Source organism: Ralstonia mojiangensis, assembly GCF_023955645.1.
Classification (GTDB): Bacteria; Pseudomonadota; Gammaproteobacteria; order Burkholderiales; family Burkholderiaceae; genus Ralstonia; species Ralstonia mojiangensis.
Map to the genome: position 1 here is coordinate 962,849 of NZ_JAMXHU010000001.1, position 23,294 is coordinate 986,142.

General features: G+C 64.4%; 20 protein-coding genes and 1 tRNA gene. 6 read left to right on the forward strand and 15 right to left on the reverse strand.

Annotated elements, in window-relative coordinates:
* Nucleotides 1–8 precede the first annotated feature (8 nt).
* Nucleotides 9–3,074, reverse strand: coding sequence for an AAA family ATPase (locus NG898_RS04600; RefSeq protein ID WP_252691262.1), 3,066 nt, complete (start codon nucleotides 3,072–3,074; stop codon nucleotides 9–11).
* A 12-nt stretch (nucleotides 3,075–3,086) separates the two neighbouring features.
* The gene (locus tag NG898_RS04605; RefSeq protein ID WP_024975397.1) at nucleotides 3,087–3,344 is read right to left on the reverse strand and encodes a DUF4242 domain-containing protein; all 258 of its coding nucleotides are present in this window, start codon (nucleotides 3,342–3,344) and stop codon (nucleotides 3,087–3,089) included.
* Between the two features lie 250 nt (nucleotides 3,345–3,594).
* Here NG898_RS04605 and NG898_RS04610 point away from each other — a divergent pair, with 250 nt between their 5' ends.
* On the forward strand, nucleotides 3,595–4,971 hold the full coding sequence (locus NG898_RS04610) for an FAD-binding oxidoreductase (RefSeq protein ID WP_252691263.1): 1,377 nt from the start codon (nucleotides 3,595–3,597) through the stop codon (nucleotides 4,969–4,971).
* Nucleotides 4,972–5,341: 370 nt separating this feature from the next.
* On the opposite strand, the gene NG898_RS04615 is transcribed toward NG898_RS04610, so the two are convergent.
* The 12 genes from NG898_RS04615 to lpxO form a co-directional block, all read right to left on the reverse strand.
* Complete coding sequence (locus tag NG898_RS04615) at nucleotides 5,342–5,932, reverse strand: peroxidase-related enzyme (RefSeq protein ID WP_252691264.1); 591 nt, start codon at nucleotides 5,930–5,932, stop codon at nucleotides 5,342–5,344.
* A complete protein-coding gene (locus NG898_RS04620) occupies nucleotides 5,929–7,809 on the reverse strand; it encodes a CMD domain protein (protein WP_252691265.1) in 1,881 nt (626 codons plus the stop codon). Before NG898_RS04620 ends, NG898_RS04615 begins: the two co-directional genes overlap by 4 nt.
* 5 nt (nucleotides 7,810–7,814) lie before the next feature.
* The gene (locus tag NG898_RS04625) at nucleotides 7,815–9,383 is read right to left on the reverse strand and encodes an ABC transporter substrate-binding protein (RefSeq protein ID WP_252691266.1); all 1,569 of its coding nucleotides are present in this window, start codon (nucleotides 9,381–9,383) and stop codon (nucleotides 7,815–7,817) included.
* Nucleotides 9,384–9,432: 49 nt separating this feature from the next.
* Entirely contained in the window at nucleotides 9,433–10,434 is a 1,002-nt protein-coding gene (locus tag NG898_RS04630) for an ABC transporter ATP-binding protein (protein ID WP_252691267.1), read from the reverse strand.
* Nucleotides 10,431–11,435: an ABC transporter ATP-binding protein gene (locus NG898_RS04635; protein ID WP_252691268.1), complete on the reverse strand. Its 1,005-nt coding sequence runs from the start codon at nucleotides 11,433–11,435 to the stop codon at nucleotides 10,431–10,433. The genes NG898_RS04630 and NG898_RS04635 overlap by 4 nt, the downstream gene beginning before the upstream one ends.
* Nucleotides 11,432–12,361, reverse strand: coding sequence for an ABC transporter permease (locus NG898_RS04640; RefSeq protein WP_252691269.1), 930 nt, complete (start codon nucleotides 12,359–12,361; stop codon nucleotides 11,432–11,434). Before NG898_RS04640 ends, NG898_RS04635 begins: the two co-directional genes overlap by 4 nt.
* Entirely contained in the window at nucleotides 12,358–13,341 is a 984-nt protein-coding gene (locus NG898_RS04645; protein ID WP_252691270.1) for an ABC transporter permease, read from the reverse strand. The genes NG898_RS04640 and NG898_RS04645 overlap by 4 nt, the downstream gene beginning before the upstream one ends.
* Entirely contained in the window at nucleotides 13,338–14,837 is a 1,500-nt protein-coding gene (locus NG898_RS04650) for a flavin-containing monooxygenase (protein WP_252691271.1), read from the reverse strand. The genes NG898_RS04645 and NG898_RS04650 overlap by 4 nt, the downstream gene beginning before the upstream one ends.
* Nucleotides 14,834–15,808 (reverse strand): LysR family transcriptional regulator, encoded by a 975-nt coding sequence (locus NG898_RS04655; protein ID WP_252691272.1) that lies wholly within the window; start codon nucleotides 15,806–15,808, stop codon nucleotides 14,834–14,836. The genes NG898_RS04650 and NG898_RS04655 overlap by 4 nt, the downstream gene beginning before the upstream one ends.
* A gap of 167 nt (nucleotides 15,809–15,975) precedes the next feature.
* Nucleotides 15,976–17,127, reverse strand: coding sequence for an ABC transporter substrate-binding protein (locus NG898_RS04660; RefSeq protein WP_252691273.1), 1,152 nt, complete (start codon nucleotides 17,125–17,127; stop codon nucleotides 15,976–15,978).
* A gap of 212 nt (nucleotides 17,128–17,339) precedes the next feature.
* Complete coding sequence (locus NG898_RS04665) at nucleotides 17,340–17,957, reverse strand: BPSL1445 family SYLF domain-containing lipoprotein (protein WP_252691274.1); 618 nt, start codon at nucleotides 17,955–17,957, stop codon at nucleotides 17,340–17,342.
* 313 nt (nucleotides 17,958–18,270) lie between these two features.
* Nucleotides 18,271–19,173, reverse strand: coding sequence for a lipid A hydroxylase LpxO (gene lpxO, locus NG898_RS04670; RefSeq protein WP_232040357.1), 903 nt, complete (start codon nucleotides 19,171–19,173; stop codon nucleotides 18,271–18,273).
* A gap of 261 nt (nucleotides 19,174–19,434) precedes the next feature.
* Here lpxO and NG898_RS04675 point away from each other — a divergent pair, with 261 nt between their 5' ends.
* Complete coding sequence (locus NG898_RS04675) at nucleotides 19,435–19,995, forward strand: hypothetical protein (protein ID WP_252691275.1); 561 nt, start codon at nucleotides 19,435–19,437, stop codon at nucleotides 19,993–19,995.
* A gap of 12 nt (nucleotides 19,996–20,007) precedes the next feature.
* On the opposite strand, the gene NG898_RS04680 is transcribed toward NG898_RS04675, so the two are convergent.
* Nucleotides 20,008–20,400, reverse strand: a complete 393-nt coding sequence (locus NG898_RS04680) for a hypothetical protein (protein WP_024975412.1) — start codon at nucleotides 20,398–20,400, stop codon at nucleotides 20,008–20,010.
* Between the two features lie 104 nt (nucleotides 20,401–20,504).
* Here NG898_RS04680 and NG898_RS04685 point away from each other — a divergent pair, with 104 nt between their 5' ends.
* The 4 genes from NG898_RS04685 to NG898_RS04700 all read left to right on the forward strand — a co-directional run bounded on the left by NG898_RS04685 (nucleotide 20,505) and on the right by NG898_RS04700 (nucleotide 23,134).
* Nucleotides 20,505–21,332, forward strand: coding sequence for an NUDIX hydrolase (locus NG898_RS04685; RefSeq protein WP_252691276.1), 828 nt, complete (start codon nucleotides 20,505–20,507; stop codon nucleotides 21,330–21,332).
* Nucleotides 21,333–21,367: 35 nt separating this feature from the next.
* Entirely contained in the window at nucleotides 21,368–22,234 is an 867-nt protein-coding gene (purU, locus tag NG898_RS04690) for a formyltetrahydrofolate deformylase (RefSeq protein ID WP_252691277.1), read from the forward strand.
* Nucleotides 22,235–22,259: 25 nt separating this feature from the next.
* Nucleotides 22,260–22,988 carry a DNA polymerase III subunit epsilon gene (gene dnaQ / locus NG898_RS04695; RefSeq protein ID WP_252691278.1) on the forward strand — a complete coding sequence of 243 codons (729 nt, stop codon included), beginning with the start codon at nucleotides 22,260–22,262 and terminating at the stop codon, nucleotides 22,986–22,988.
* Between the two features lie 71 nt (nucleotides 22,989–23,059).
* Nucleotides 23,060–23,134 (forward strand) — tRNA-Val (locus tag NG898_RS04700).
* Nucleotides 23,135–23,294: the final 160 nt, after the last annotated feature.

Consider the following 23,294-nt stretch of genomic DNA (forward strand, 5'->3'; position numbering starts at 1 on the left):
CGTCGAATTCACAACAGCGCATGGCGGATGGCAAACGCTGCCGCCTCCGCGCGATTGGCGCTGTGCGTCTTGCTCAGGATGCTGCTCACGTGGTTTGCCACGGTGTTGGGGCTGACGAACAGCTCACGGGCAATCTGGCGGTTGCCCTTGCCCTGCGCAACCAGGCGGAGCACCTGGGCTTCGCGTCGGCTCAACCCCGCAGGATAGTGCTCCACCGGAGCTGCCTTGATCGACGCTCTGGCGGCCTCGATGCGCGCCAGCAAACTGGCCATCCCGAGCGTTGCCGCCTCGTCTTCTGCAGCGCTCAACAAGGCATCGGCGCGATCGAGATCGCTCGGCTCGCCGCGACGTAAGAGCATCTGCGCAAAGTCCAGCCGCGTGCGCGCGAGCGCCGGCCTTGCACCTTGGCGTTCATTCATCGCCAGGGCGGCCTGAAAATGTTGTTGCGCTTGCGGCCAGTTGCCCATCGTTGTGGCCAATGCGCCCAGGATCGCATCGGCTGCGCCGAATGAGGCGATCGCGGTGCCGAACACCAGGTTGCGCCTACTGAACGGGGCAAGTAGTTGGTACAGTGCCGCCGCCCTGGCGGCATCGCCAAGCGCATGACACACGATGGCCAGATACGTGAGATTGGCTACCCAGACACCATCGCGCGCAATCGTGAGGAAGTCGGCGTTGGCCAGCGTGTCAAACGTCTTGCGTGCTGCTTCCAACTGCCCAAGCTCAGCGCGCATCAAGGCGATGCCCGGCTGCCAGATGCCCATCGCGCTGGTGTGCTCAACGAAATGTTCGACCAGAGGTGCCACTTCGTGCAGCCGGCCCTGTTCGCGGCGCAGCATGAACATCTGTACGCCGTAGACGCCGGCGGCATCCATGCCGGGCATGCGCCGCGCGATCTCGTAAGCGTTGGGGATCAAGCGCTCCGCATCGGCAAAGCGCCCTTCGAACAGCGCATGCATGGCACGCGACATGCTGGCGGTGTAATGGATGAAGGGCTGGCGCAGCGTCTCTCCGCTGCGCTCGTATTCCTCAAGATTCGCTCGCCAGGCAGCCATGTCGCCGAGTTCAAAGTCATCGAAGAAGCGCCACGCGCGTGTTGCGCACATCAGCGTGCGGTCGCCGGCCTGCCGGGCCAGTTCGTAGGCTTCATCCGAGGCGGCGATGCGCTCGGCAATGTGCTCCTGCTGCCAGCGCAGCGACACGGTCGCAACCAGGGTGTCGGCCAGTGTTGCGGGGTCCCCGGCCCGGCGCGCCACTGCGATGGCCTGCTCATGTACCCGGCTTGCTTGTGCCTCCTCGCCGCTGAAGATGAGGGCGCGCGCAAGGGCGCTCAGCAGGCGGGCGCTCATCACGGGCTCGTCGCTGCCCTGGGCTGCGAGGGCCTCGCGCAGGAGTTCGGCCGCGGGGCCCCCGGGCAGTCCCGGCGCCCAACTCGCGGTTTCGAAACCAAGTGCGGCGCAAGCGAGTTCACTTGCGTTGCCATACTCCGCGCTCAGGCGAGCCGCCTCCTTGAACGTCTGCATGGCCTGGAGCCAATCACCGGCATGGCTGTGCGCGGCACCTAGCGCATTCAGCAAGCTGCAGCGTGTCTCGCGCGCCAGGCCGCTGCCAGCATCCATGGCCTGCAGTGCCATCTGGCAGTAGCGTGCCGATTCTTCGTGCGCGAGCTGGCGGTCGGCTCGCCGCGCTGCACGTTGCGCGTAATCCACCGCGAGTGCGGCGTCCCCTCCGGGCAGGGCGGCCCAGTGGTGATAGGCCAGCGCTGGCAGATGCGGCTCGGGGTCGTCGCCGTGAATCATCTCGATGGCACGCGCCAGCTTCAGATGGAGCCGGCTGCGTCGAGGGATGGGAATCTCGTCGTAGAGGGTCTCGCGGAACAAGGCATGGGCAAAGTGATAGTGGCCGGGGTCGCGCAAGGCCTCGACCACACGCGCCTGCAGGGCTTCGTCGATGGCTGCGCTGCAGGTCTCTTCGTCGACGTCGCCGGCCAGCGCGGTTAGCAGACGGAATTCGAATGCGCGGCCGATGACCGCTGCGGCGGTAAGCACCTTATTCGCATTCGCGGACAGACGACTCAAGCGGCGCCCGATGACTTCCTTGATGCCCTCCGGAATGCGCAGTACATGGCCCGTGCTGGCGGACGAATTTTCCTGTGCCAGCAGGCGGGTCATTTCACCCACGAACAAGGGGTTGCCTTCCGTTTGCGCGTGGACCGCATCGACCAGCGAGGGGGCGACGGTCGTGTCATCAGCCAGTTCCATCATGTGCGCTGTTTCCGCATGGGTCAGCCCCCTCAGGCGCAATCGTTCGAAGCGTGGTTGGCGCGCCAGTTCGCCTAGCGTGGCCGACAGCGGGTGCTGTCTCGATAGCTCGACATCACGGTACGTCACGAGGAGAAGAATGCGATTGCTGCACACGTCGGGTGCAAGAAACTCGAGCAGGCGCAGGGACGACGCGTCGGCCCAGTGCAGGTTGTCGAGGATGAGCAGCAGCGGATGCTGTTGTGCTGCGCGCTGCCAGAAAGTGTTTACGGCATCGAAGAGTCGGAAGCGCGCCTGCGCGACTTCGGTACTTGGCGTGGCAACTGCGCGATCACGCACCGGATCGGGCAGCCGATCGGCAAGGTCGGGAACGATTTCCGCGAGCGGCGCTACCCCACAGGCCAATGCCTGGTGGATGCTGTCTTCGTCGTGTGAGGCAATCCAACTTCGTACCAGTTGTTGCCAAGGCCAGTAGGGCGGTGCGCCGGGCTCTTCGTTGCAGCGGCCCCAGAGCACTTGCATGCCGCGTTGCTCGGCCTGTTGGGCAACAATTTCGGCGGTGCGCGTTTTGCCGATGCCGGGTTCCCCCGCCAACGCCGCAATGCCGCCAGTGCCGTCTTGCGCTCGCGCCAGCAGGCGGCCCAGTACCTCGAGCTCACGCTCGCGGCCAACGAAGCGCGCCGTCGCTGGCGCATTGTCGGTGTCGCATGCGCTGTCGCTTCGCGCTGCCGAGTCAGTCGGTAGCGGTATGCCGCAGCCGTCGCAAAACCTCGCGTCGGGCCGGCACAATCGGTGGCAGCGAGCGCAATGCATGGTTGCAGAGCGTCACACGAAGCTCTCCGGACGCACTTGGGTCACCTCGATCACGACGTCAGCAGGCAGGCTTGCCAAGTGTGCCGCCTGTCGGATGGCATCCGCGCTTGGAGCTTCGTAAAGACAATAGGTTTTCTTGCGGTCGGCAGAGAGGAAAGAGAAGACCCAGTTCACACCAACATCTGCATTGATGTGCTGGATGTTCGCAACGCTTGCGGCGCCGATCTCCAATTGTTCCGCAAACTGGCGTTCGATGAGAAACAGCGGCATTTTTCTTCCCTCCTGACGCTTCGACGGGCCGTGCCGCCATTGCGTTTTATTGAAGGCCGAAGATGGGGCAAAACAAATAGTCAGTATTGACTATCCCGGGGCAGACCGGCCGCCACACAAAAATGATCAAGGCAGCGGATAGAACGGACGATGTCCCGCTTCTAGACTTCCATCACTATTCCTCGCGCCTGATTTTCCGCTCTGCAGACACAGCCAGATCGGTCCGGCCACGCTTGCCTAGGAGATCAACATGCTCGAAGACACCACGGTGCAGGCTTTCCGTGCGCAATTGCGGGGGGCGCTCGTCGAACCGGACGATCCGAACTACGACGCGGCACGCCGTGTCTACAACGCGATGATCGACAAGCGGCCGCGCTTCATCGCGCAGTGCTCGGACGTAGCCGACGTGATTGCGTCAGTCAATTTCGCGCGCGACAACGGCTTGCTGCTGGCCGTGCGCGGTGGCGCTCACAATGGCGGCGGTCTGGGCGTGTGTGACGACGGTTTGGTGATTGATCTGGCCCGTCTGCGCGGCATTCGTGTCGATCCTGTTGCCCACACGGTGCGTGCCGAAGGCGGCTGCACATGGGGAGACGTCGATCATGCGACGCACGCATTCGGTCTCGCAACGCCGGCGGGCATCATCAGCACCACCGGGGTTGGCGGGCTAACCCTGGGAGGAGGGATCGGTCATCTGGCACGGCGATTTGGCCTGACGATCGACAATCTGCTGTCGGTCGATATCGTGCTGGCCGACGGCAGCTTCGTCACTGCCAATGCGCATGTCAATGACGACCTGTTTTGGGCGGTGCGCGGTGGCGGTGGCAACTTCGGGGTCGTAACCTCATTCGAGTTCCGCCTGCATGCGGTGAGCAATGTGGTGGCGGGTCCCACGCTGTGGCCGCTTGATAAAGCCGCCGACGTTCTGCGCTGGTATCGCGACTTCCTGCCGAAGGCACCGCCCGAACTCAACGGCTTCTTCGCTTTTCTTACGGTGCCGCCAGCACCACCGTTCCCGCCCGCGCTGCATCTGCAGAAGATGTGCGGCGTTGTATGGTGCTACACGGGCGACCCTGCAGCGGCAGAAGAGGCATTCGCGCCTGTTCGAGCGCAACAGCCCGCGCTGTACGGCGTAGGGGCCATGCCCTATCCGATGTTGCAAACCGCCTTCGATGCTCTCTATCCGCCCGGCCTGCAGTGGTATTGGCGCGCCGACTTCGTCAACGAGCTCCCGGAAGATGCCATTGCACTGCATGTGGAACATGGTTCGAAACTGCCGACCATGCATTCCACGATGCACCTGTATCCCATCGACGCTGCCGTGCATCGCATGGGGCGCAAGGAAACGCCGTTCGCCTACCGTGATTCGAAATGGGCGGCCGTCATCGTGGGCGTTGACCCCGACCCTGGCCAGCGCGAGCGCATCACGAATTGGTGCAAAGGGTACTGGGACGCACTGCATCCCTATTCGGCGGGTGGGGCCTATGTGAATTTCATGATGGACGAGGGCCAGGAGCGGGTGCAGGCCACCTACCGCGACAACTACGCCAGGTTGGCCGCGATTAAGGCCAGATACGATCCGGGCAACCTGTTCCGCGTCAACCAGAACGTGAGACCCGCGTCGTGAGCATGCGCATTTTGATCGGTTGGTTGCAGGAAGCCCATCCTGCAGGAAAGGAGGTGTGAAATGGACAGGAGACTGTGGATCGTCGTCACTGCAATCGTTGCAGCATCAGGTGCAACCGTGACGCATGCGAGCGCCACACGGGATGTGTACACGGATGGCAGCGCCGCCATGGAGGTGCGCACTCCTTACACCGATGGCGGACTGGCCACGAGGTTCGACGTGTATGCGGACGGCGCAAGGGCGGGAAAATTCGATTCCTATACCGAAGGAACGCGTGCACCCACGACGGACGGCGCGCGCTAGGCTATCCACAACACAAAAGCCGCAGGTGTGTGCCTGCGGCTTCTTCTTTGGTGCGATACCGCCCGGCTCAGGCCGCGTCCGGAAACACGGGTTCGCCCAGATTCAGCATCAGCCGATTCGCCCACGCAAAAATGGCCACCGCGTGTATCAGATCGAGAATCTCCGCATCGGTCAGGCCAGCGTCCTTGAGCGGTTTCAGGTCTTCGCTGCGCACTTCGCCCGGGCGCAGTGTCAGGTCGATCGAGAACAGCACGATGGCACGCTCTCGCGCATTCGTGCCTGCAATGTGCGGGTCTTCAAAGACCTGCTTGATCACGTCGTTGCGCTTGGCAAGCTGCTCGAAGCGTTGCGCGTGGACAGACGCGCAATACACGCAGCCGTTCACGCGCGACACGACTGCGCTGGCGAGTTCGCGTTCAGCACGCGACAGGCCGCCCGGCGCATACATGATCGCGTTGAACGCCGCCGAGCGCTGCCGCAGGATCGCGGGCTGGTGAACGAGAAAGCGGTAGTAATCCGATGTTTTCGCCTTCGGGTGGCTTTCTTCCAGCACGGCGATCTGCTCGGGCGTGGCGCGGTCGAGGTCGACCACATCGAGCCACGCTTGCCACTCCAGCGATTCATTGGTGAAGCCGTGGGTGCGGATGATCTCGGTCATGCTGCGGTCTCCGTGGAGGCGGCGGCGCTGCCGGTGCCGGTGGCTTCGCGAAGCGCACGCAAGCCGGCGACGAGCCGCGTCTGATACGACAGAAAAGCGATGAGCTGCGCGAGCGTCACCACGTCGGCCGTGGCGAGGCCCGCTGCGGGCAGGCGCAACAGCGCATCGCGGTCGCCTTCGATGGGGCGCTCGACGAGCGTGCGCGTGAAGGTGAGGATGGCGCGCAGGCGTGCGTCGGTCAGCGTGTCGATATCGCCATGGTCCACCGCTTGCAGTGCAGTTGCGTCGACCGGCGTGTTCGCGAGGTGCGCGTGATAGTGCTCGGCCAGTTCCGGCGCGGGCGTCAGGCGGCAGGCGTACAGCGCCACGAGCAGGCGTTCGCCCAGCGTGAGGCCGGGCAGGGCGGCGTCGAACAGCGCTTCGTAGCTGCCTTGCGTGGCCGTTGCGACTTTTTCGCGGGCGTGGCGCAGCGCATGCGTGGGGCTGCCGTCGCCGAGGTCAGCAATCTGGTCGACCACGTCTTGTGCGGGCGTGAAATCCATGGATGAAAGGCTCCGAGAATCGGGTACGGAGGCGCCGCGCGCAGCCACTGCGCTGGCGAGGAAGCGCCGCACCGCTGCCCACGATTGGGCATCGGCGCGGGCGTTGGCGCGTGGCTCGCCACCGCCGGTGCTGATGCGGCCAGACACCGGGTGCGCATAGACGAGCTGCGTCGTCGGCACGTAAGGGAAGACGATGGCGTGACCCGCGCCTTCGTAATCGAAATGTTGGACGGGGTAGGGGTGGCGTACCTCGGCCAGCTTGCCGGTGACCATGCGCGAGTAATCGCTCGAGGGCCAGGAGCCGTCATCGGTGGCGGAGAGCAGCAACACCGGCCCGCGTGCGCGTTCGATGCGGATACGCGCGCGTGCCACCGCGTCTGCATCTTGCAGTGCCGTGCGGATGGCGCGTTCATGCCGATGCGGCGCGGGACCTTCGTCAAACGGTGCCCAGGTCGCGATGCGGTTGCCTTCCCACAGATGCGGCAGCGGCTGACCGCGATACAACCACGTTGGGCCCTCGCGTCCGATAGCGGGGTCGGCGGCGTTCTGCCCGCTGTGCACGACGGCGCCCGGCACGTAGCCGATCACCGCAGACACCGCTTCAGGAAACGTCGCGCCCAGCAGCAATGCCAATTCCCCGCCGCGCGACTGGCCGCTCACAGCAACGAAGTCGTGCAGCGGGGCCACGCGCGTGCGCAGCCAGGCGAGCGCGCGCTCGAAGTATTCCAGCGGCGTGTTCGAGATGTAGTCCGACAGCCCCGGCGCTTTGAAGTACGCAAGCGCAAAGGCGGCATAACCGTGCGAGGCAAACAGTGCCGCGCGTGGCTCGTTGATGCCGCCGCCCGAGCCGTTGAGGATGAGCACGGCAGGGCGCGGGCCCGGGTGCGCATACGGATCGGGCAGGTAAAGCGTGCCAACAAGACCTTCGTCGCGCACATCGTGGCGCGTCACGCCCGGTGCGGCCAGCCGTTGCACGAAGCTCGCATGGACCGACTCGCCGCTGGCCGTGGCCGTCAGCGTGGTCGTCAACGGCTCCGTGGCTGGCTGCGGAAACACCTCGCGTGCCTTGCCGTCTTCCGGCCGCTGGCTCCACACGATGCCCATCGCGCTGACGCCGGTGTAATCACCGGAGACGGGCGCGTCGCGCGTCAGGTCCACGGTGCCGTGCGCATCGGCAACAAACGCGGCGCGGCTGTGCCACAGCACGCCATTGCCACGACGCGTTTGCGCCACGATGCCCACCTGTGCTCCAGGCGCAAGCCCCGTCACGACGACACTGCGCGATACGTCGATCAGGTCATCCGCCGGCGTCACGCCGATCGCGAACGTTCCCATGGCGCTTACTTGCCGTCCTTGGTGACCATTTGCGCTGCCGTGCGATCGCTCGTCATCGGCGTCACCTTCAGGCCCTTCTTGGCGGCCCATACGTTCTGGTAGTGGTACAGCGGCATCACGCCCACGTCATCCGACACCAGCTTGATCGAGTGGCGCAGGATGGCCGCGCGCTTTTCCACGTTGAATTCTTCCGTGGACGCGTTCAGCGCGTTGTCGACGGCCGCGTTGCTGTAATGGCCCCAGTTGGACGCGCCCAGGCCTTTCTTGGTGTCGACCGTGGCCAGCACGTTGACGAGCGCGTAGCTCGCCTCGCCCGTGCCGTTGCCCCACGCCAGCATGCTCATCGCATATTCATTCTTGTTGGCCCGGCCCGAGTAGACCGACCAGGGCACCACTTCCACGCGTGCCTTTACGCCGATGCGGGTCCAGAACTGTGCCACCGCCTGCGCCGTCTCGGGGCCTTGCGGGTAGCGATCATTCGGCACGTGCATCACCAGGTTGAAGCCTTGCGGAAAGCCTGCATCGGCCAGCAGCTTCTTGGCTTGCGCTGGGTCGTAGGCGATGTCCTTCACATCGGGGTTGTAGCCGTATGTGTCTGACGGCATCCACTGGTTGGCGACGGTGGCGGCGCCTTGCAGGATGCGGTCGACGATTGCCTTGCGGTCGATCGCCAGCGACAGCGCGCGGCGCACGCGCACATCCAGCAGCGGGTTGTTCGGCAGCGGTTTGCCGTCGTTGCCGGTGATGTACTGGTTTTCGCCCTTGCGGAAGCTCGGCTGCAGCAGCATCACGCGCAGGCCGGGGTAGGCAAAGACCTTCACGTTGGGCGACTGGCGCAGGCGCGCAAGGTCCGACACCGACACCTTGTCGATGACATCGACCTCGCCTGAGAGCAGGTTGGCCGTGCGTGCAGCAGCATTGTTGATATAGCGGTAGTTGACCTTCTCCCAGAGCTGCTTGCCGCCCCAGTAGTTGTCGTTGCGCGCCATCACCACGCGATCGCCCGGCACATACGAGACGAACTTGTAGGGGCCCGTGCCCACCACGGCGCGGCCGGCGTTGTAGTCCTCAGTCGACGATTTTTCGCCCACATGCTTGCTGACGATGTGCACGGACGCGAGGTTCAGCGGCAGGTCCGGGTTCGGGATGTTCGTCTTGATGATAAGCGTCAGAGGGTCTTTGGCCGTGACCGATTCCACCGTGCGCAGATAGCCGGCGAACGTTGCCACGCTGCCCGGAACGCTGCGCGCGCGCTGGTACGAGAAGATGACGTCATCCGCCGTGAACGGCTGGCCATCGTGCCATTTCACGTTCGGGCGCAGCTTGAATTCCCACGTCTTCGGGTCCAGCGTCTTCCACGAAAGCGCCAGGCCGGGCTGCAGCTTGTTCCACTTGTTCTCGACCAGCAGATCCCAGAAGTGCACGTCGACGGAGCGGTCGCCTGCGTGATTGTTCAACTGCGGGTCGAGCGACGACAGCGGATCGGCAAAGGCGATGTTCAGCGTCTGCGCGCCGACAGCGCCGGCAGCGGTAAACAGCGCAACAGCAAGCGACGAGGCTAGGAGGCGTTTCACGTGGGTTCCCTTTTCCTGTTTTTGGAATCGTTGGCTTATTGAATGTCGTTCAGGTCGCGTCGTTCAGGTGGCACGCGCTGATGTGGTTGACCGCAATGCCGCGCAGCGTCGGTGTTTCGGTCTTGCAGCGGGGCATGGCGTGCGGGCAGCGCGGGTGGAAATGGCAGCCCGTGGGCGGATGCAGCGGGCTCGGCATCTCGCCCTGAATGGCGGTGAACGTCTTGTGACGGGCTGACAGACGCGGGATCTCCGCGAGCAAGGTTTGCGTGTAAGGATGGTTCGGGCGGCGGAAGACTTCCTCCGCCGTTGCGGATTCCACCACGCGCCCGAGATACATGATCACCACCCGGTCTGAGAGGTGCTCCACCACGCCCAGGTCGTGACTGATGAACAGGTAGGTCAGGTTGAGCTGCTCGCGCAGGTCCATGAACAGGTTCAGAATCTGTGCCTGGATCGACACGTCCAGCGCTGCCACCGCCTCGTCGCAGACGAGCATCGACGGCTGCACCGCCAGGGCACGCGCAATGCCGATGCGCTGCCGCTGGCCGCCGCTGAACTGATGCGGGTAGCGGTCGCGCAGGGCGGGGTCCAGGCCCGCGCGCTGCATCTGCGCAGCCACGTAATCGGCAAAGTGGGCGCGGTCGGTCAGGCCGTGCACGCGGGCCGCTTCGCCAACGATCTCTTCCACGCGCAGGCGCGGGTTGAGGCTCGCATACGGGTCCTGGAAGATCATCTGGATCTTCAGGCGCGCGGCGCGGGCTTCGTCTGCGGAGAGCGCATCGACACCTTTGCCGTCAACGCGTACCTCGCCGTCCGATGGCGGCATCAAGCCGGCGGCAATCCGGCCGAGCGTGGATTTGCCGCAGCCCGATTCGCCGACAAGGCCGACGACTTCACCGGGCTGGATCGCAAGGTCGACACCGTCGACCGCACGAACGATTGCCGGCGGATGTGCCAGGCCGAAGCGTTGCAAGACGCGATCACCCGCGCCGACTTTGCGATCGCCAAAGCGTTTGCTGACCTGCTTGAGTTCGACAAGCGACGTGCTCATGCGACCTCCCGCGAGGAAGCGTGCTGCGCGCCCGGATGGAAACAGCGCACGAGGCGACCAACGATCGGTTGCGTGATCTCCGGGTGGACGCTGCAGACATCGGTGGCACGCGGGCAGCGTGCCGCAAACGCGCAGCCTGCCGGCAGCGACAGCAGGTTCGGTGTCATCCCGGGAATCTGGCGCAGGCGTTGGCCGCGCCGGTTCTCGCTCGGCAGGCTGTCGATCAGGCCCATGGTGTAGGGGTGCAGCGGGGCATCGAGCACCGCATCAACCGGGCCGTGTTCGACGATTCGCCCGGCGTACATCACGGCCACCTCGTCGGCCAGCCCGGCAACGACAGACAGGTCATGCGTGATCCAGATCAGCGCCGTGCCGTGCATGCGCGCGAGCTTCTGCACTTCAGACAAGATCTGCGCCTGGATGGTCACGTCCAGCGCCGTGGTCGGTTCGTCGGCAATGATCAGGTCGGGCCGATGCAGCATCGCAATGGCAATCGCCACGCGCTGGCGCATGCCGCCGGAAAGCTGATGCGGATACGCCCGCAGCCGCTCTTCGGGGCTCGGAATGCCCATCAGGCCGAGCGTGTCGCGCGCATGTTCACGGGCTTGCTTGTGGCTCATGCTGCTGTGCGCGCGCACGGCCTCGATCATCTGGGCATCGATGCGCAGCACGGGGTTGAGCGTCATCATCGGGTCTTGGAAGACCATGGCGATGCGGTTGCCCTGCAGCTTGCGCAGCTCGCGCGGGGCGAGCTTGGTGAGGTCGCGGCCCTGATAGAGGATCTCGCCGCCGACCACGCGGCCGGGCGGGTCCACCAAGCCCATGATCGAGAAGCCGGTAACGGACTTGCCTGAGCCCGATTCGCCCACCAGCCCCAGGATGCGTCCGCGCGCGAGCGAGAACGACACATCGTCCACGGCCGGCAGCACGCCTTCGCGCGTGAAGAAATGCGTGCGCAGGTTGCGGACTTCGAGTGTGGTCGCGTTGCTGGACGCCGTCATCGCTGCGCCCTCGGGTTCAGCACTTCACGCAGGCGGTCGCCCACTAGGTTGATGGCCACCAGCGCCAGCAGCAGCGCGATGCCCGGATAGAAACTGATCCAGTACTGGCCAGACAGCATGTATTGGTATCCGTTGGAAATCAGCAGGCCGAGAGACGGCTCGGTAATCGGCACGCCCAGGCCCAGGAACGACAGCGTGGCTTCCAGCGTGATCGCGCGCGCCACCTGCAGCGTGCCCACGACGATCAGCGGCGGCAGGCAGTTCGGCAGGATGTGCTTGAGCGCGATGCGCCAGCTGGGCAGGGCGAGCGAACGCGCGGCTTCAACGTATTCGCGGCGACGCTCGACGAGGGCCTGGCCGCGCACCGTCCGCGCGTAATACGCCCACTCCAGCAGCACCAGCGTCAGCACGACATTGGTGATGCTCTTGCCGAGATAGGCGAGGATCATCATCGCCACCAGCACCGAGGGGAACGACAGCAGCAGGTCGACCGTGCGCATGATGATGCTGTCGACGCGGCCACCGGCATACGCCGCAATGAGGCCGAGCAGCGTGCCGATCACCGCCGCTACGGCCGCTGAACCGATCCCCACGCCCAGGCTGATGCGCAAGCCATAGAGGATGCCGGAGTAGAGGTCACGCCCCTGGCCATCCGTCCCGAGCCAATACGTGAACGTCCCCAAGCCATTCGGCGAACCTGGCGGCAGACGCGAGTCGAGCACGTCGAGCTGCATCAGGTCGTACGGATTCTGCGGCGTGATCCAGGGTGCGGCCAGCGCAGCCAGAATCAGCACCACGACAACCACCAGGCCGAAGATGGCCGCCTTGGAGGCGAGGAAATCCGACGCCACGCGCCGCCACGGCGATTGCTTGCGCGGGGCGGACACCGCTGTCGCGGTCGTGGATTGCGAAGTCGTATTCATCATGCAGCCTCCGCGCTGTCCGCCGCACGCACGCGCGGGTCCAGCATCCGATACAGGATGTCGACGATCAGGTTGAGCGACACGAACAGGCACACCACGACGATGAGGTAAGACACGATGACCGGCCGGTCCAGTGAGTTGATGCTATCGAGAATGAGCTTGCCCGCGCCGGGCCACGCGAAGATGCTTTCCGTCACCACCGCAAAGGCGATGGTCGAGCCCAACTCCAGGCCCAGCACCGTCACCAGCGGGATCAGCGTATTGCGCAGCACGTGCGCCAGCACCACGCGCAGCGGCGACAGGCCCTTGGCACGCGCGAACTTCACGAAGTCCAGCGGCAGCACCTCGCGCACGCCAGCAGACGTCAGCCGCAGCACCAGCGAGAGCTTGAACAGCGACAGGTTGACCGCCGGCAGCACAAGGTGCCGCAGCCCATCCAGCGTCAGCCACGACCATTCGATGCCGAACAGGCGTGCCGTTTCGCCGCGTCCGCTTGCGGGCAGCCAGCCGAGGCTCACGCTGAACGCCATGATCAGCATCAGCCCCACCCAGAACGTCGGCAGCGAAAAGCCCACCACGCTGCCCGTCATGAGCAGGCGCGACACCGGATGGCGCGGATACAGTCCCGCGAACAGTCCCAGCGGCACGCCGATCACCACCGCGATGATCAGTGCCGAAAACGCCAGCTCCAGCGTGGCCGGCAGGCGCTGCAGGATCAGTTGGATGGCTGGTTCGTTGTAGACGAAGCTCTTGCCCAGATTGCCGTGCAGCGCGCCGTTCAGGAAGGCGAGATATTGCTCCCACAGCGGTTTGTCCAGACCCAGCTCGGCAATGATGCGCGCGCGGTCGATCTGGTCCACGTCCTGGCCGATCAGGATGTCGACCGGGTTGCCGATGGCGTGCAGGCCGATGAAGACGATCACCGTCATCACCAGCACGACCAGCAGCGCCTGGCCGATGCGGCGGATGAGCCAACCTGTCATCGGGCAGCCTCCTGGCCGGAAGTGGCATTCGCTTCCACGCCGGGGGGCGGGGCGGGCGTCCATTCATCGCCGAAGATTTCCGGCTCGGCGTAGGCCTGGATGGCGGCGTAGTGCGCGTCGATGTCTTCCTGGTACAGCAAGCCGGCTATGCCCTGCGCCAAACGCTTCGCGCCTTCGCTGATGGCCGGGATGTCGCCCGAAACGCTGCCGTGCGTGACCGACGCCGGATAGCAGAAGCAATGCACGCGCGACAGGCCGGGCAGCGTGCCGGGCGTTTTCTCGCGAAATTCGAACGCGTGGCCGAGATCGGGCGAATCGGCGAGTTCCGCGTCTTCCTCGCCGGGGCGCGGCGTATAGCGGTCGCGCCATTGGCGGATATGCGGTGCCAGTGCGCTGAACTCGGGGCGCGAGGCCCAATCGGTGCGAAAGCCCGTCGAGAAGATCAGGAAGTCCAGTTGGAATACGCCCTTGGTGGTGGCCACGTGCAGCACGCCGTCGTGCTCGTCGACGCCCAGGATGCCGCAACCCAGGTTGAAGCGCGCATTCGGATGCCGCGACACACGCAGCGTGCTGCCGCGCGGCGGGGGCACCTGCTCGACATTGATGTAATGGCGGATGCGCCATTTCCATGCGTCGGGCAGATGCAGGTGACCATGCACGAGGCCTGGGCTGCCGGCGCCCTTGCCCTTGTTCACGCGCGGCAGGTCGGGGCGGCGGATCAGCATGTCGACGCTGGCGGCACCGGCTTCCAGCGCCGTCGCGGCCGAATCCATCGCGGATGCGCCTGCGCCGATCACGCCCACGCGCTTGCCGGCCAGCGTGCCGTAATCCATCTCGTCGGACGAATGCGCCCACCAGCGGCGCGGCAGCCGGTGCGCAAAGTCCGGCACGGATGCACCGCCGAGCCCGTCACGCCCGGTGGCCAACACCGCGCGGCGCGCAAACACGCGCTGCGTCGGTTGGCCCGGCGCGTCGATCAGCAGTTCAACGGCGCCATCCACGCGCGGGTGGATCGCCTTCACGTGGTGGTCGTTGCGCACGTCGAGCTGGAGCACGCGGCGGTACCAGCGCAGGTAGTCCATCCATTGCAGGCGCGGAATCTTGTCGAGCACCTCCCACGCATCGGTGCCGAACTGCGCTTCAAACCATGCGCGAAACGTCAACGCCGGCAGGCCGAGCGCAGGGCCCGTCAGTTGCTTTGGCGAGCGCAGCGTTTCCATGCGCGCCGTCGTTGCCCACGGGCCTTCGAAGCCGGCGGGCGAGCGGTCGAATATCACCGCGCCGATGCCAAGATGCTTGAGCGCTGCCGCTGCCGCCAGGCCAGCCATGCCGCCGCCGATAACGGCCACATCCAGCACGGGTTGGCCCTCTAACGTGTGTGGCAGCGTCCAGTTTTTCGCGGGGAGTTCAAGCCAGGAGAGGTCCTGGTGCAAACGGGCTTCCAGCGCTGCGAGCCCGGTGACTTGCGGCGCGTTGTCGTGTTGTGCAGCGGTCATGCGGACGCGCCTTCGGTTTCGTTGATGGATTCGCCATACAGCACCTGCAGCATGCTGGCGTGGCGCGCCGGGTCGTGCAGCTTGCAGTCCGGCAGCAGGCGCCGCGCTGCCTGCGCGAGCGCGTCGGTCAGGGAAGTCACCGCCGCCGATGGCCGCTTGGCCTCGGGCGTGATCACGCCAAAGAAGAAGGGGATGTCGGCGTCGATGGGGCGCACGGTCACGCCGTCGATTGGCACGCCGTAGGCCGTCACGGGCTCCAGCAACGCGACGCCCAGGCCCGCACGCACGGCGGCCAGCGCATTCAGCGAGGCATTCGTCTCGATGAGCGAGGCTGGTTCCACGCCAGCCTTCGCTAGCGCTTGGTCCAGACGGCGGCGCAATCGATATGGGTTGTGCATCGTGATGATCCGCTGTCCCGCGCAATCGGCCAACGCCACGCGCTTCCCGGCGGCCAACGGGTCGTGTGTCTGCACGGCGGCCACGCAGGCGGCTTCCCCGATCCAATGCACGGTGACGCCACGATGCTCCAGCGGCAGGCTGCTGAGGCCAAGGTCGGCAGCGCCGGTCAGCACGGCGTGCACAACCTGCTCGGGCGAGGCGCTGCGAATCTGGATGTGCTGCGCGAGTCCGGGCTCATCAGCCAAGGCAGCGGGCAGCAAGCCGGCGGCCAATGCGGACGTCGCTGCCAGGCGCAGCGGGCGTGCCTCGCCGCGCGCGATTTCTTCGGCACGGGTGCGGATCTGCCGTAAGCTGATCAGCGTATGCTCAACGTCTTCGTACAGCAGGAAACCCTGCTCCGTCGGCGAGACGCGCGGCCCCGCGCGTGTGAACAGGGCATAGCCGATTTCCGCTTCCAGATCCTGGATGAGCCGGCTGATGGCGGGTTGCGAGCGTCCCAGCAGCTTGCCCGCTGCGGTGACGCTGCCGGTCGACATGACCGCGGCAAACGCTTCGAGTTGTCGGAGTTCCATCTGCCTGTTTGATCTCAGTCATGCATGTGGTTCATGCATTCTGGTAGAGGCAGTATGCGAATTCCAAATAGTATTTTCTTATGTACTCATGCGTTTTGCGCTGGCAACCGCTATTTCCCGCGGTGCAACCACTGCCGGGGCAGATTGTACGCGGCGCGCATCCGCCTTTATTTGACGAAGGTGCCGTTTGGCCCGATCACCGTCAGCTCGACATAATTCGATCCCTTGCGCAGGTTTGGGCCGTAGCGGACTTCCAAACCGCCCAGGTCGATCGTGCCGGCGGCTTCGAGCCCCGAGACAAAGCTGGCCCGCGTTGGCGACTTGCCCGCGCGCTTGAGCCCTTCGACCAGCACACGCGCGGCAGCATAGCCTTCCATCATGGCGTACGACGGCGCCACGCCGGCAGATTTCGCGCTGGATGCCAGCTCCCGGCCCAGCAACGAAGTTGAACGCACTGGCGACGGCATCACCTGCGAGACCACCACACCGCGCCCCAGCGCCCCGAGCGATTTCGCAAACGCCAGACCGGCGTTGTTGGACAGCGCCGCAATCTGCGTCACCGTGCCTTGCTTGTTGAGCGCCTCGATCATGGCGCGCGCCGTCGTGCCCGGGCAGGCCAGGATCACCGCTTGAGGCGCGAACTTGCCGACATCTGCCGTCGCCTTGGCGATGTCTGGTTTCAGGCGGTCGACGGTGTAGATGCTGTGCGCGTCGGGCGGCAGCTTTTTCGTGGCGTTGCTGAAACCGATCTCGGTGTCTTTGCCGAAGGTGTCGTTCACGTTGACGAGCGCCAGACGGCGCAAGCCCAGCGTGTCGAAGTAATGCACCAGCTCGGCAATCTCTGCCTGGTATTTCGCGCGCACGACGAAAAGCAGCGGGTCAGGCTGATCGAAGAACGTTGAAGCACCGGTGGACGGCGCCACAACTGGCGCGCCCACAGGTCGTGCCTCGGTCATGATCGCTTCGGTATTCGGCGTGCCGCGTGGCAGGAAGAGGGCGAAAACCTGCTTGTCTGCCAGCAGCGTGTGCGCGTGTTTCTTGGAAGCGGCCGCATCAAAGCCGTCGTCTTCCGAAATCAACTCGATCTTGCGTCCATTCACGCCGCCCGCGCGGTTCACGGCATCCAAGTAGAGCTTGGCGCCCTGCGTCATCTCCTTGACCTGCTCGCCGGCGGGGCCGGTGAAGCCCGCCGTTTGGCCGATGACGATCTTGGTGTCGGTGATGCCCGGTTCGGCCATCGTCTGACCAGACGCCAGCAACAACCCACACAGCCCCGCGCATGCAATGGCACCGCGCAAGGCAGCGTTGCGACCTGTCATGTCTCCCCCTTTTTTCTGGGTGATTGTTTTGTCGTATACCGATACGGCAGCGCGCACTGCAACATCGGCCGGACGATGCTAGCCGAGAAGCCCGGCGCCGCTCCCTCCGGATTTCCCTAGGGCTGCAACATTGCCGCAACGCTTCATGCTGGTTCCGTGCAAAAAAAAACCGCCGTACGAGACGGCGGTATGGCTGGAAAACGAAGCGCTGATCAATTGTTCTGCTTCGTGATCTTCGTGCCTTCGATCGACGCGCCGGCCATCAGGCCCGCGTTGGTCAGGTTGAAGCCGATGATCGGTTGCTGTGCGGTGTTGGTATCGACCGCGCCGTTCGCACCGATCTTTGCCAGTGCCACGGTGGCATCCACGCCGGCCGTCCAACCTTGGCTGTTCTGGAATTTCTGCAGCGCTTCGTCCGTCATGAACAGGATGATGAGCGCACGCGACTGCGCGCCAGCCTGGAAGCCCACGGACGCGGAGGCGATGTTGTAGTAGCCCAGCGGACGGCCACCGCCGGTGCGCAGCACGCCTTCGCCGTATTGGCCGCCCACCACAAAGCCGGCGTTCAGCACTGACGGGAACACGAGCACGCCTTTGGCGCGCCCAACCAGCTCACGCGAGCCGTTGGCGGTGGTGTACAGGCGCGACAGGACTGAATCAGCCTGCGAGTTGGTGGTGGCGTGCTTGTTGGTGGACGACATTACGTCCGAGCCCTGAGCATTGGGGCTGGTCGTGGTACAGGCCGCGATCTGGGTACCGAGCAGTGCGACAGCAGCAAGCGCGGCGGCGCGGGTGACGATGGTCTGGCGGCTGATGAGGTTCTTTTTCATGGCGATTGATCTCACTGTCTTTGTTGTTGACGAGGGACGCAGGCACACGCGCATCCCGGCTCTGACTCGGTCCCATGCACGGAGCAAGGGTGTCGACCAAGGTGGAGCAAGCGGCGTGCCCGCCATATCGCATAAGCGCCGGAGCGCTCAATTCCTGACATTAGGCGAGATTTGTGCCCCATGTGGCGCTTTTGCTTCACTGCTTTGTAAAAACGCAAGCCGACTGCAATGCAGGTAGCTTTTTCACGCGCAACAAAAAACCGGCGCGTCAGGCCGGTTCTTTGTGCAAAGGAAGAGGAGGGAAGGGCTGCGCTCAGATCCAGATGATCAACGCTGCCACGCCAATGATCAGGCCGAATTTCACCACGTAATAGACCTTGCGGTTCCACGCCTTGAAGCGGCGGCGGTACTGGCCCATTACCCACACATAGCGGAACAGCTTGTTGATGCCGCCGGTCTGGTCGCCGTCATCGTTGGGGGAGCTGGCGGCGGTCATGACCTTGCGGCCCAGCCATTTGTTGATGCGCTGCGCCCAGCCGAATTTCATCGGGCGTTCGATATCGCAGAAAAGAATCAGCCGATCCTTGTCAGAGGCGTTTTCTGCCCAGTGCAGATACGTTTCGTCAAAGACGACGCCCTGGCCGTCACGCCAGCTGTGGCGCTCGCCGTCGACTTCGATGAAGCAGCGGTCGTCGTTGGGAGTGGACAGGCCAAGGTGATAGCGCAGCGAGCCGGCAAACGGATCACGGTGCGGATTCAGCTTGCCGCCCGGCGGCAGCTCGGCAAACATCGCCGCCTTCACGCTGGGCAGGTCGCGCAGCAGCGCGACGGTCTGCGGGCAGAGCTGTTCGGCTGAGGGGTGATGTGCCTCATACCACTTGAGGTAGAAGCGTTTCCAGCCATTCTTGAAGAACGAGTTGAAACCGGCGTCGTCGTTCTTCTCGGCAGCCTTGATTTTGCGCAGGTTGATAAGCGCGAGACCTTCGTCGCGAATCTGCGGCCACGCGGCCTGCAGCTTTTCCAGATCCGGAAAACGCTCGACCGGCACATACGGCGTCTGCGGCACGCCCGAAAACGCGTACATGAAGCAGTTGACCGGCGCGACCACGGCCGAGTGATCAAACATCTGGCGCCAGAATTTCAGGCGCACCTTGCCGCGAAAGTGCACGTACAGAATGGAGCCCAAATAGAGGGCCACGATAATCCACTTGATCAAGGCGGTTTCCTTGCCGCACGGTGGCGGTCAGCAATTGAGTGCATGCGCTGGCAGCGCAAACCGGCATTTTACCCGTGGCGAGGCCGCGCCGCGTGGGTCGCTGCCAACAGTGCAACGTGGTTTTGTGATGCCACGTTACCGTTTGCGCTGCCTTGGCAATAAAGAACATCTGCGTTGATTTGTCGCGAAATGTGCGTCGCGTTCTACAATTCCGCTTCGCCTGCCAGGCACCATGGCCGAGGGCGATCACCGGAGGGAGCGATGGGCGTCAATAAACGCGACGAAGAATCGAGCGACATGCCGACCACCATTGGCATCGTGCCGAGCAGTGCGGAAGCGCTGGAAGCGTCCATCCGCCGTGCCCAGGAAGCGCTATCTGGGGTGTCTGCTCGACTGGCAAGCCGGCCTGCGCCACCGCGCCCGGACCCGGCGACAGATCGCTTCATTGAAACGGACGACACCATGTCCCCGGCAGAAGCGCGCGCCCTGGCCGAACGTTGCATTGCTGGCGGGGCAACGGAGCCGGCAAGCCTGGCGCGAGCGTTTTCCTCGTTGCTTGGGCAGATCGATGGATTGGAAGCCGACCATGCCGGCCGGCGCCGCGTGCTGCGGCAGTGGATGGTGAGTCAACTCACCTACAAGATGCTGTATCTGCACCACACCGGTCAGGATTCGACCGTGCCGCCGCGTGCGCTGCGCGCTCAGAAAGAGCGGGTGAAGGCGCAGGTTTCGGCCCTGCTGGATGCCGGGCGTTCCTACGCCGATGTGCGCCTGACCGACCTGCGCTTTGCCGAAGATGGCAGCGCCGCCGGTCAGGGCTAGGCGATCAGGCGATCAATCTTCGTCGTCGTCCGGTTCGGAGTCGAGGAATTCGCGGCGGGTGAGCCAGTCGGCGATGGCTTGGTCGCAGGCGTCCTTTAGCTTGGACTTGTTGTCTACCTTGTCGAACAGCGTGAAGTTCATCAACGCCAGGCCCAAGTCGGTGATGTAGAACATCCGCTTGGGGTTGTCGAAGTGGACGATGCGGCCGTCGATGTCGCCTTCGTCTTCCGGCTCGGCCGGTGCGTCTTCGAGTTCGACCACGCGGCAGGTGAAGCGCGGTGTGCGGGTGTGCGTCAGATATTCGAATTCATCGTGCGACACTTCGCCGGACGGTGTGACGGCAATGGCGAAGCCCCAGATAAAGCGCGGGGTCGGCAGATCCGACAGCTCGTCGATTTCATCCATCCTTGTTTCTCCAGTCTGATGACGGCTTGTATTAACGGCGCATTATCGCGCGACCCGTGCTGCACGGAAAGCACAATGCACGTCCGATGTGGTGGGGCGCTGATATGACCGACCAGCGTATGCAGCGCATTCGGGACGGCCTGGCCGCCCGGCTGGCGTTCGACGTTGATGCGCTGATCCCGTGGATTGTTGCCGGACAACGTGTCGGCTGGCTGAGCCGCGAGCGCGCGCCACTGCTTGCGCGCTGGCCGCAGTGGTTCGATGTATCGGCGCAGCGGGTCGATTTGCGGCAGACGCTCGCCAGCGAGGCCGAGCGCACCGCGGCGCTGGCCGAAGTCATCATGCGCCTGGCGGAAGACGGCCACGTGCGCGGCTGGCGCGACGAGCGTTTCGCCGTCAACACCGGCTGGGGCACGCCCGCGCTGGCGCTGATCGAGCGCGCCGCCGCGCGTTTCTTCGGCATCCGCACCTATGCCGCTCACATGAACGGCCTGATCGACGGCGGTGAGGGTGCCGAGCCGGCGCTCTGGCTGGCCCGTCGCGCCCAGACCAAGCCGATCGACCCCGGCATGTGGGACAACCTCGTCGCCGGCGGCATCGGCCATGGCTTCGATGCACGCGGCGCGCTGGAGAAGGAATGCTGGGAAGAGGCGGGCATCGGCGCCGATCTGGCAGCGCAACTGGTGCCGTGCGGCACGCTGGATGTGCTGCGCGAAGTGCCCGAGGGCATCCAGTGCGAAACGCTGTTCGCCTTCGACCTGACGCTGCCGGACAGCTTCATCCCCGCCAATCAGGACGGGGAGGTCGCCGGTCATTTGCGCGCCAGCCCCGACGCGGCGCTTGATATCATGGCGGACTTCGCGATGACGGTCGATGCCACGCTCGTTACCCTCGACGCCCTGGCGCGCCTGAGTTTGCCCCGGGCGCCGTAGCGGTTTGCGTCCGGCAACAATACATAAAACGCTTCATGAGTCACTCCGGTTTCATTCTTACCCTGTCGTGCCCGGACCAACCGGGCATCGTCCACGCCGTGTCGGGCCTGCTTTTCGAGCAGGGCTGCAACATTCTCGATTCGGACCAGTTTGGCGACGAATTCACGGGCCGTTTCTTCATGCGCGTGCATTTTGTTCCGCAGGGCCAGCCGCTGGACCTCGCCATGCTGCGTGACCGCTTCGCGCCTATCGGCGACCGTTTCTCCATGCAGTGGGGCATGTTCGACGCCGCAATCAAGCCGCGCGTGATGATTCTGGTTTCGAAGATCGGCCATTGCCTGAACGACCTGCTGTTCCGTGCCCGCGCCGGCCAACTGCCGATCGAGATTGCGGCCATCGTCTCGAATCACCGCGATTTCTACCAACTGGCTGCGTCGTACGACGTGCCGTTCATGCACCTGCCGTTGCTGCAGGCGACGGACGCGCAGAAGGCCCAGCAGGAAGCCCGCATCTGGGAGATCGCGCAGGAGCAGCAGATCGATCTGGTCGTGCTTGCGCGTTATATGCAGATTCTTTCCGACGGCCTGTGCCGCAAGCTGGAAGGCCGCGCCATCAACATCCACCACTCGTTCCTGCCAAGCTTCAAGGGCGCCAAGCCGTATTACCAGGCGCATGAGCGCGGTGTGAAGCTGATCGGCGCAACGGCCCACTACGTCACGGCCGACTTGGACGAAGGCCCGATCATCGAACAGGAAATCGAGCGCGTCGATCACAGCATGGACCCGGAGCAGCTCACCGCAGTCGGCCGCGACGTGGAATGCGTGGCGCTGGCCCGCGCGGTGAAATGGCATGCGGAACACCGCATTCTGCTCAACGGCCACAAGACCGTCGTCTTCAAGTAATCCAGTCAGAGTAGGGGAGCGCGCGATGCGACAGATCATTCTCGATACCGAAACCACCGGCCTGAATGCCGCCACCGGCGACCGCGTGATCGAAATCGGCTGCGTGGAAATGGTCAACCGCCGCCTGACCGGCCGCAACCTGCATTTCTACATCAACCCCGAGCGTGAGATCGACGCCGGCGCGATGGCCGTGCACGGCATCACCAACGAGTTCGTGGCCGACAAACCGAAGTTCGCCGAGATCGTCAACGAGATCCGCGACTACGTGCAGGGCGCCGAGGCGATCATCCACAACGCCGCGTTCGACTTGGGCTTTCTGGACATGGAATTCCAGCGCCTGGGCTTGCCGGCCTTCCGTGAGCATCTGTCGGGCCATATCGACACGCTGCGCGAAGCGCGCCAGATGTTCCCGGGCAAGCGCAACTCCCTGGACGCGCTATGCGACCGTCTGGGCGTGAGCAACGCGCACCGTACGCTGCACGGTGCATTGCTGGATGCGGAACTGCTGGCTGAGGTCTACCTGGCCATGACGCGCGGCCAGAACACGCTGGTGATCGACATGCTGGAGTCTGGCGAAGGCGCGTCGGCCGAAGCCGTCGCTGTCGATCTGAGCGCGCTGCAACTGCCGGTGCTGCTGGCAACCGAAGCCGAGGCCGAAGCGCATGCCGGCGTGCTCAAGGAAATCGACAAGGCCAGCGGCGACAAGACCGTCTGGACGCGCGAAGCTGTGGAATCTGCGCCGCCGGCTGCCTGATCAAAAAAATGTGCGGCCAGGGTATTTACACGGCTGCGCCTTTTCGCCATAATCTCGTTTTCACCGCATTCGGGTGGTTAGCTCAGCGGTAGAGCACTGCCTTCACACGGCAGGGGTCACAGGTTCAATCCCTGTACCACCCACCAATTTAGCAGCAAGCATTGCCCAGCAATGCCAAGAAACCCGCGATAGCAAAGGCTTCGCGGGTTTTTTGTTGCCCAACGTTGCCAATGCTTCACCATTGACAGCCGGGGGCAAGTGGGGGCAACTTTGGGGGCAACTCAAAGATCGGTGGGGGCAACAGCA

Coding starts and splice junctions, on each gene's coding strand:
- NG898_RS04600 (WP_252691262.1), bottom strand. CDS start 3,074: ATGCATTGCGCTCGCTGCCACCGATTGTGCCGGCCCGACGCGAGGTTT.
- NG898_RS04605 (WP_024975397.1), bottom strand. CDS start 3,344: ATGCCGCTGTTTCTCATCGAACGCCAGTTTGCGGAACAATTGGAGATC.
- NG898_RS04610 (WP_252691263.1), top strand. CDS start 3,595: ATGCTCGAAGACACCACGGTGCAGGCTTTCCGTGCGCAATTGCGGGGG.
- NG898_RS04615 (WP_252691264.1), bottom strand. CDS start 5,932: ATGACCGAGATCATCCGCACCCACGGCTTCACCAATGAATCGCTGGAG.
- NG898_RS04620 (WP_252691265.1), bottom strand. CDS start 7,809: ATGGGAACGTTCGCGATCGGCGTGACGCCGGCGGATGACCTGATCGAC.
- NG898_RS04630 (WP_252691267.1), bottom strand. CDS start 10,434: ATGAGCACGTCGCTTGTCGAACTCAAGCAGGTCAGCAAACGCTTTGGC.
- NG898_RS04635 (WP_252691268.1), bottom strand. CDS start 11,435: ATGACGGCGTCCAGCAACGCGACCACACTCGAAGTCCGCAACCTGCGC.
- NG898_RS04640 (WP_252691269.1), bottom strand. CDS start 12,361: ATGATGAATACGACTTCGCAATCCACGACCGCGACAGCGGTGTCCGCC.
- NG898_RS04645 (WP_252691270.1), bottom strand. CDS start 13,341: ATGACAGGTTGGCTCATCCGCCGCATCGGCCAGGCGCTGCTGGTCGTG.
- NG898_RS04650 (WP_252691271.1), bottom strand. CDS start 14,837: ATGACCGCTGCACAACACGACAACGCGCCGCAAGTCACCGGGCTCGCA.
- NG898_RS04655 (WP_252691272.1), bottom strand. CDS start 15,808: ATGGAACTCCGACAACTCGAAGCGTTTGCCGCGGTCATGTCGACCGGC.
- NG898_RS04660 (WP_252691273.1), bottom strand. CDS start 17,127: ATGACAGGTCGCAACGCTGCCTTGCGCGGTGCCATTGCATGCGCGGGG.
- NG898_RS04665 (WP_252691274.1), bottom strand. CDS start 17,957: ATGAAAAAGAACCTCATCAGCCGCCAGACCATCGTCACCCGCGCCGCC.
- NG898_RS04675 (WP_252691275.1), top strand. CDS start 19,435: ATGGGCGTCAATAAACGCGACGAAGAATCGAGCGACATGCCGACCACC.
- NG898_RS04680 (WP_024975412.1), bottom strand. CDS start 20,400: ATGGATGAAATCGACGAGCTGTCGGATCTGCCGACCCCGCGCTTTATC.
- NG898_RS04685 (WP_252691276.1), top strand. CDS start 20,505: ATGACCGACCAGCGTATGCAGCGCATTCGGGACGGCCTGGCCGCCCGG.
- purU (WP_252691277.1), top strand. CDS start 21,368: ATGAGTCACTCCGGTTTCATTCTTACCCTGTCGTGCCCGGACCAACCG.
- dnaQ (WP_252691278.1), top strand. CDS start 22,260: ATGCGACAGATCATTCTCGATACCGAAACCACCGGCCTGAATGCCGCC.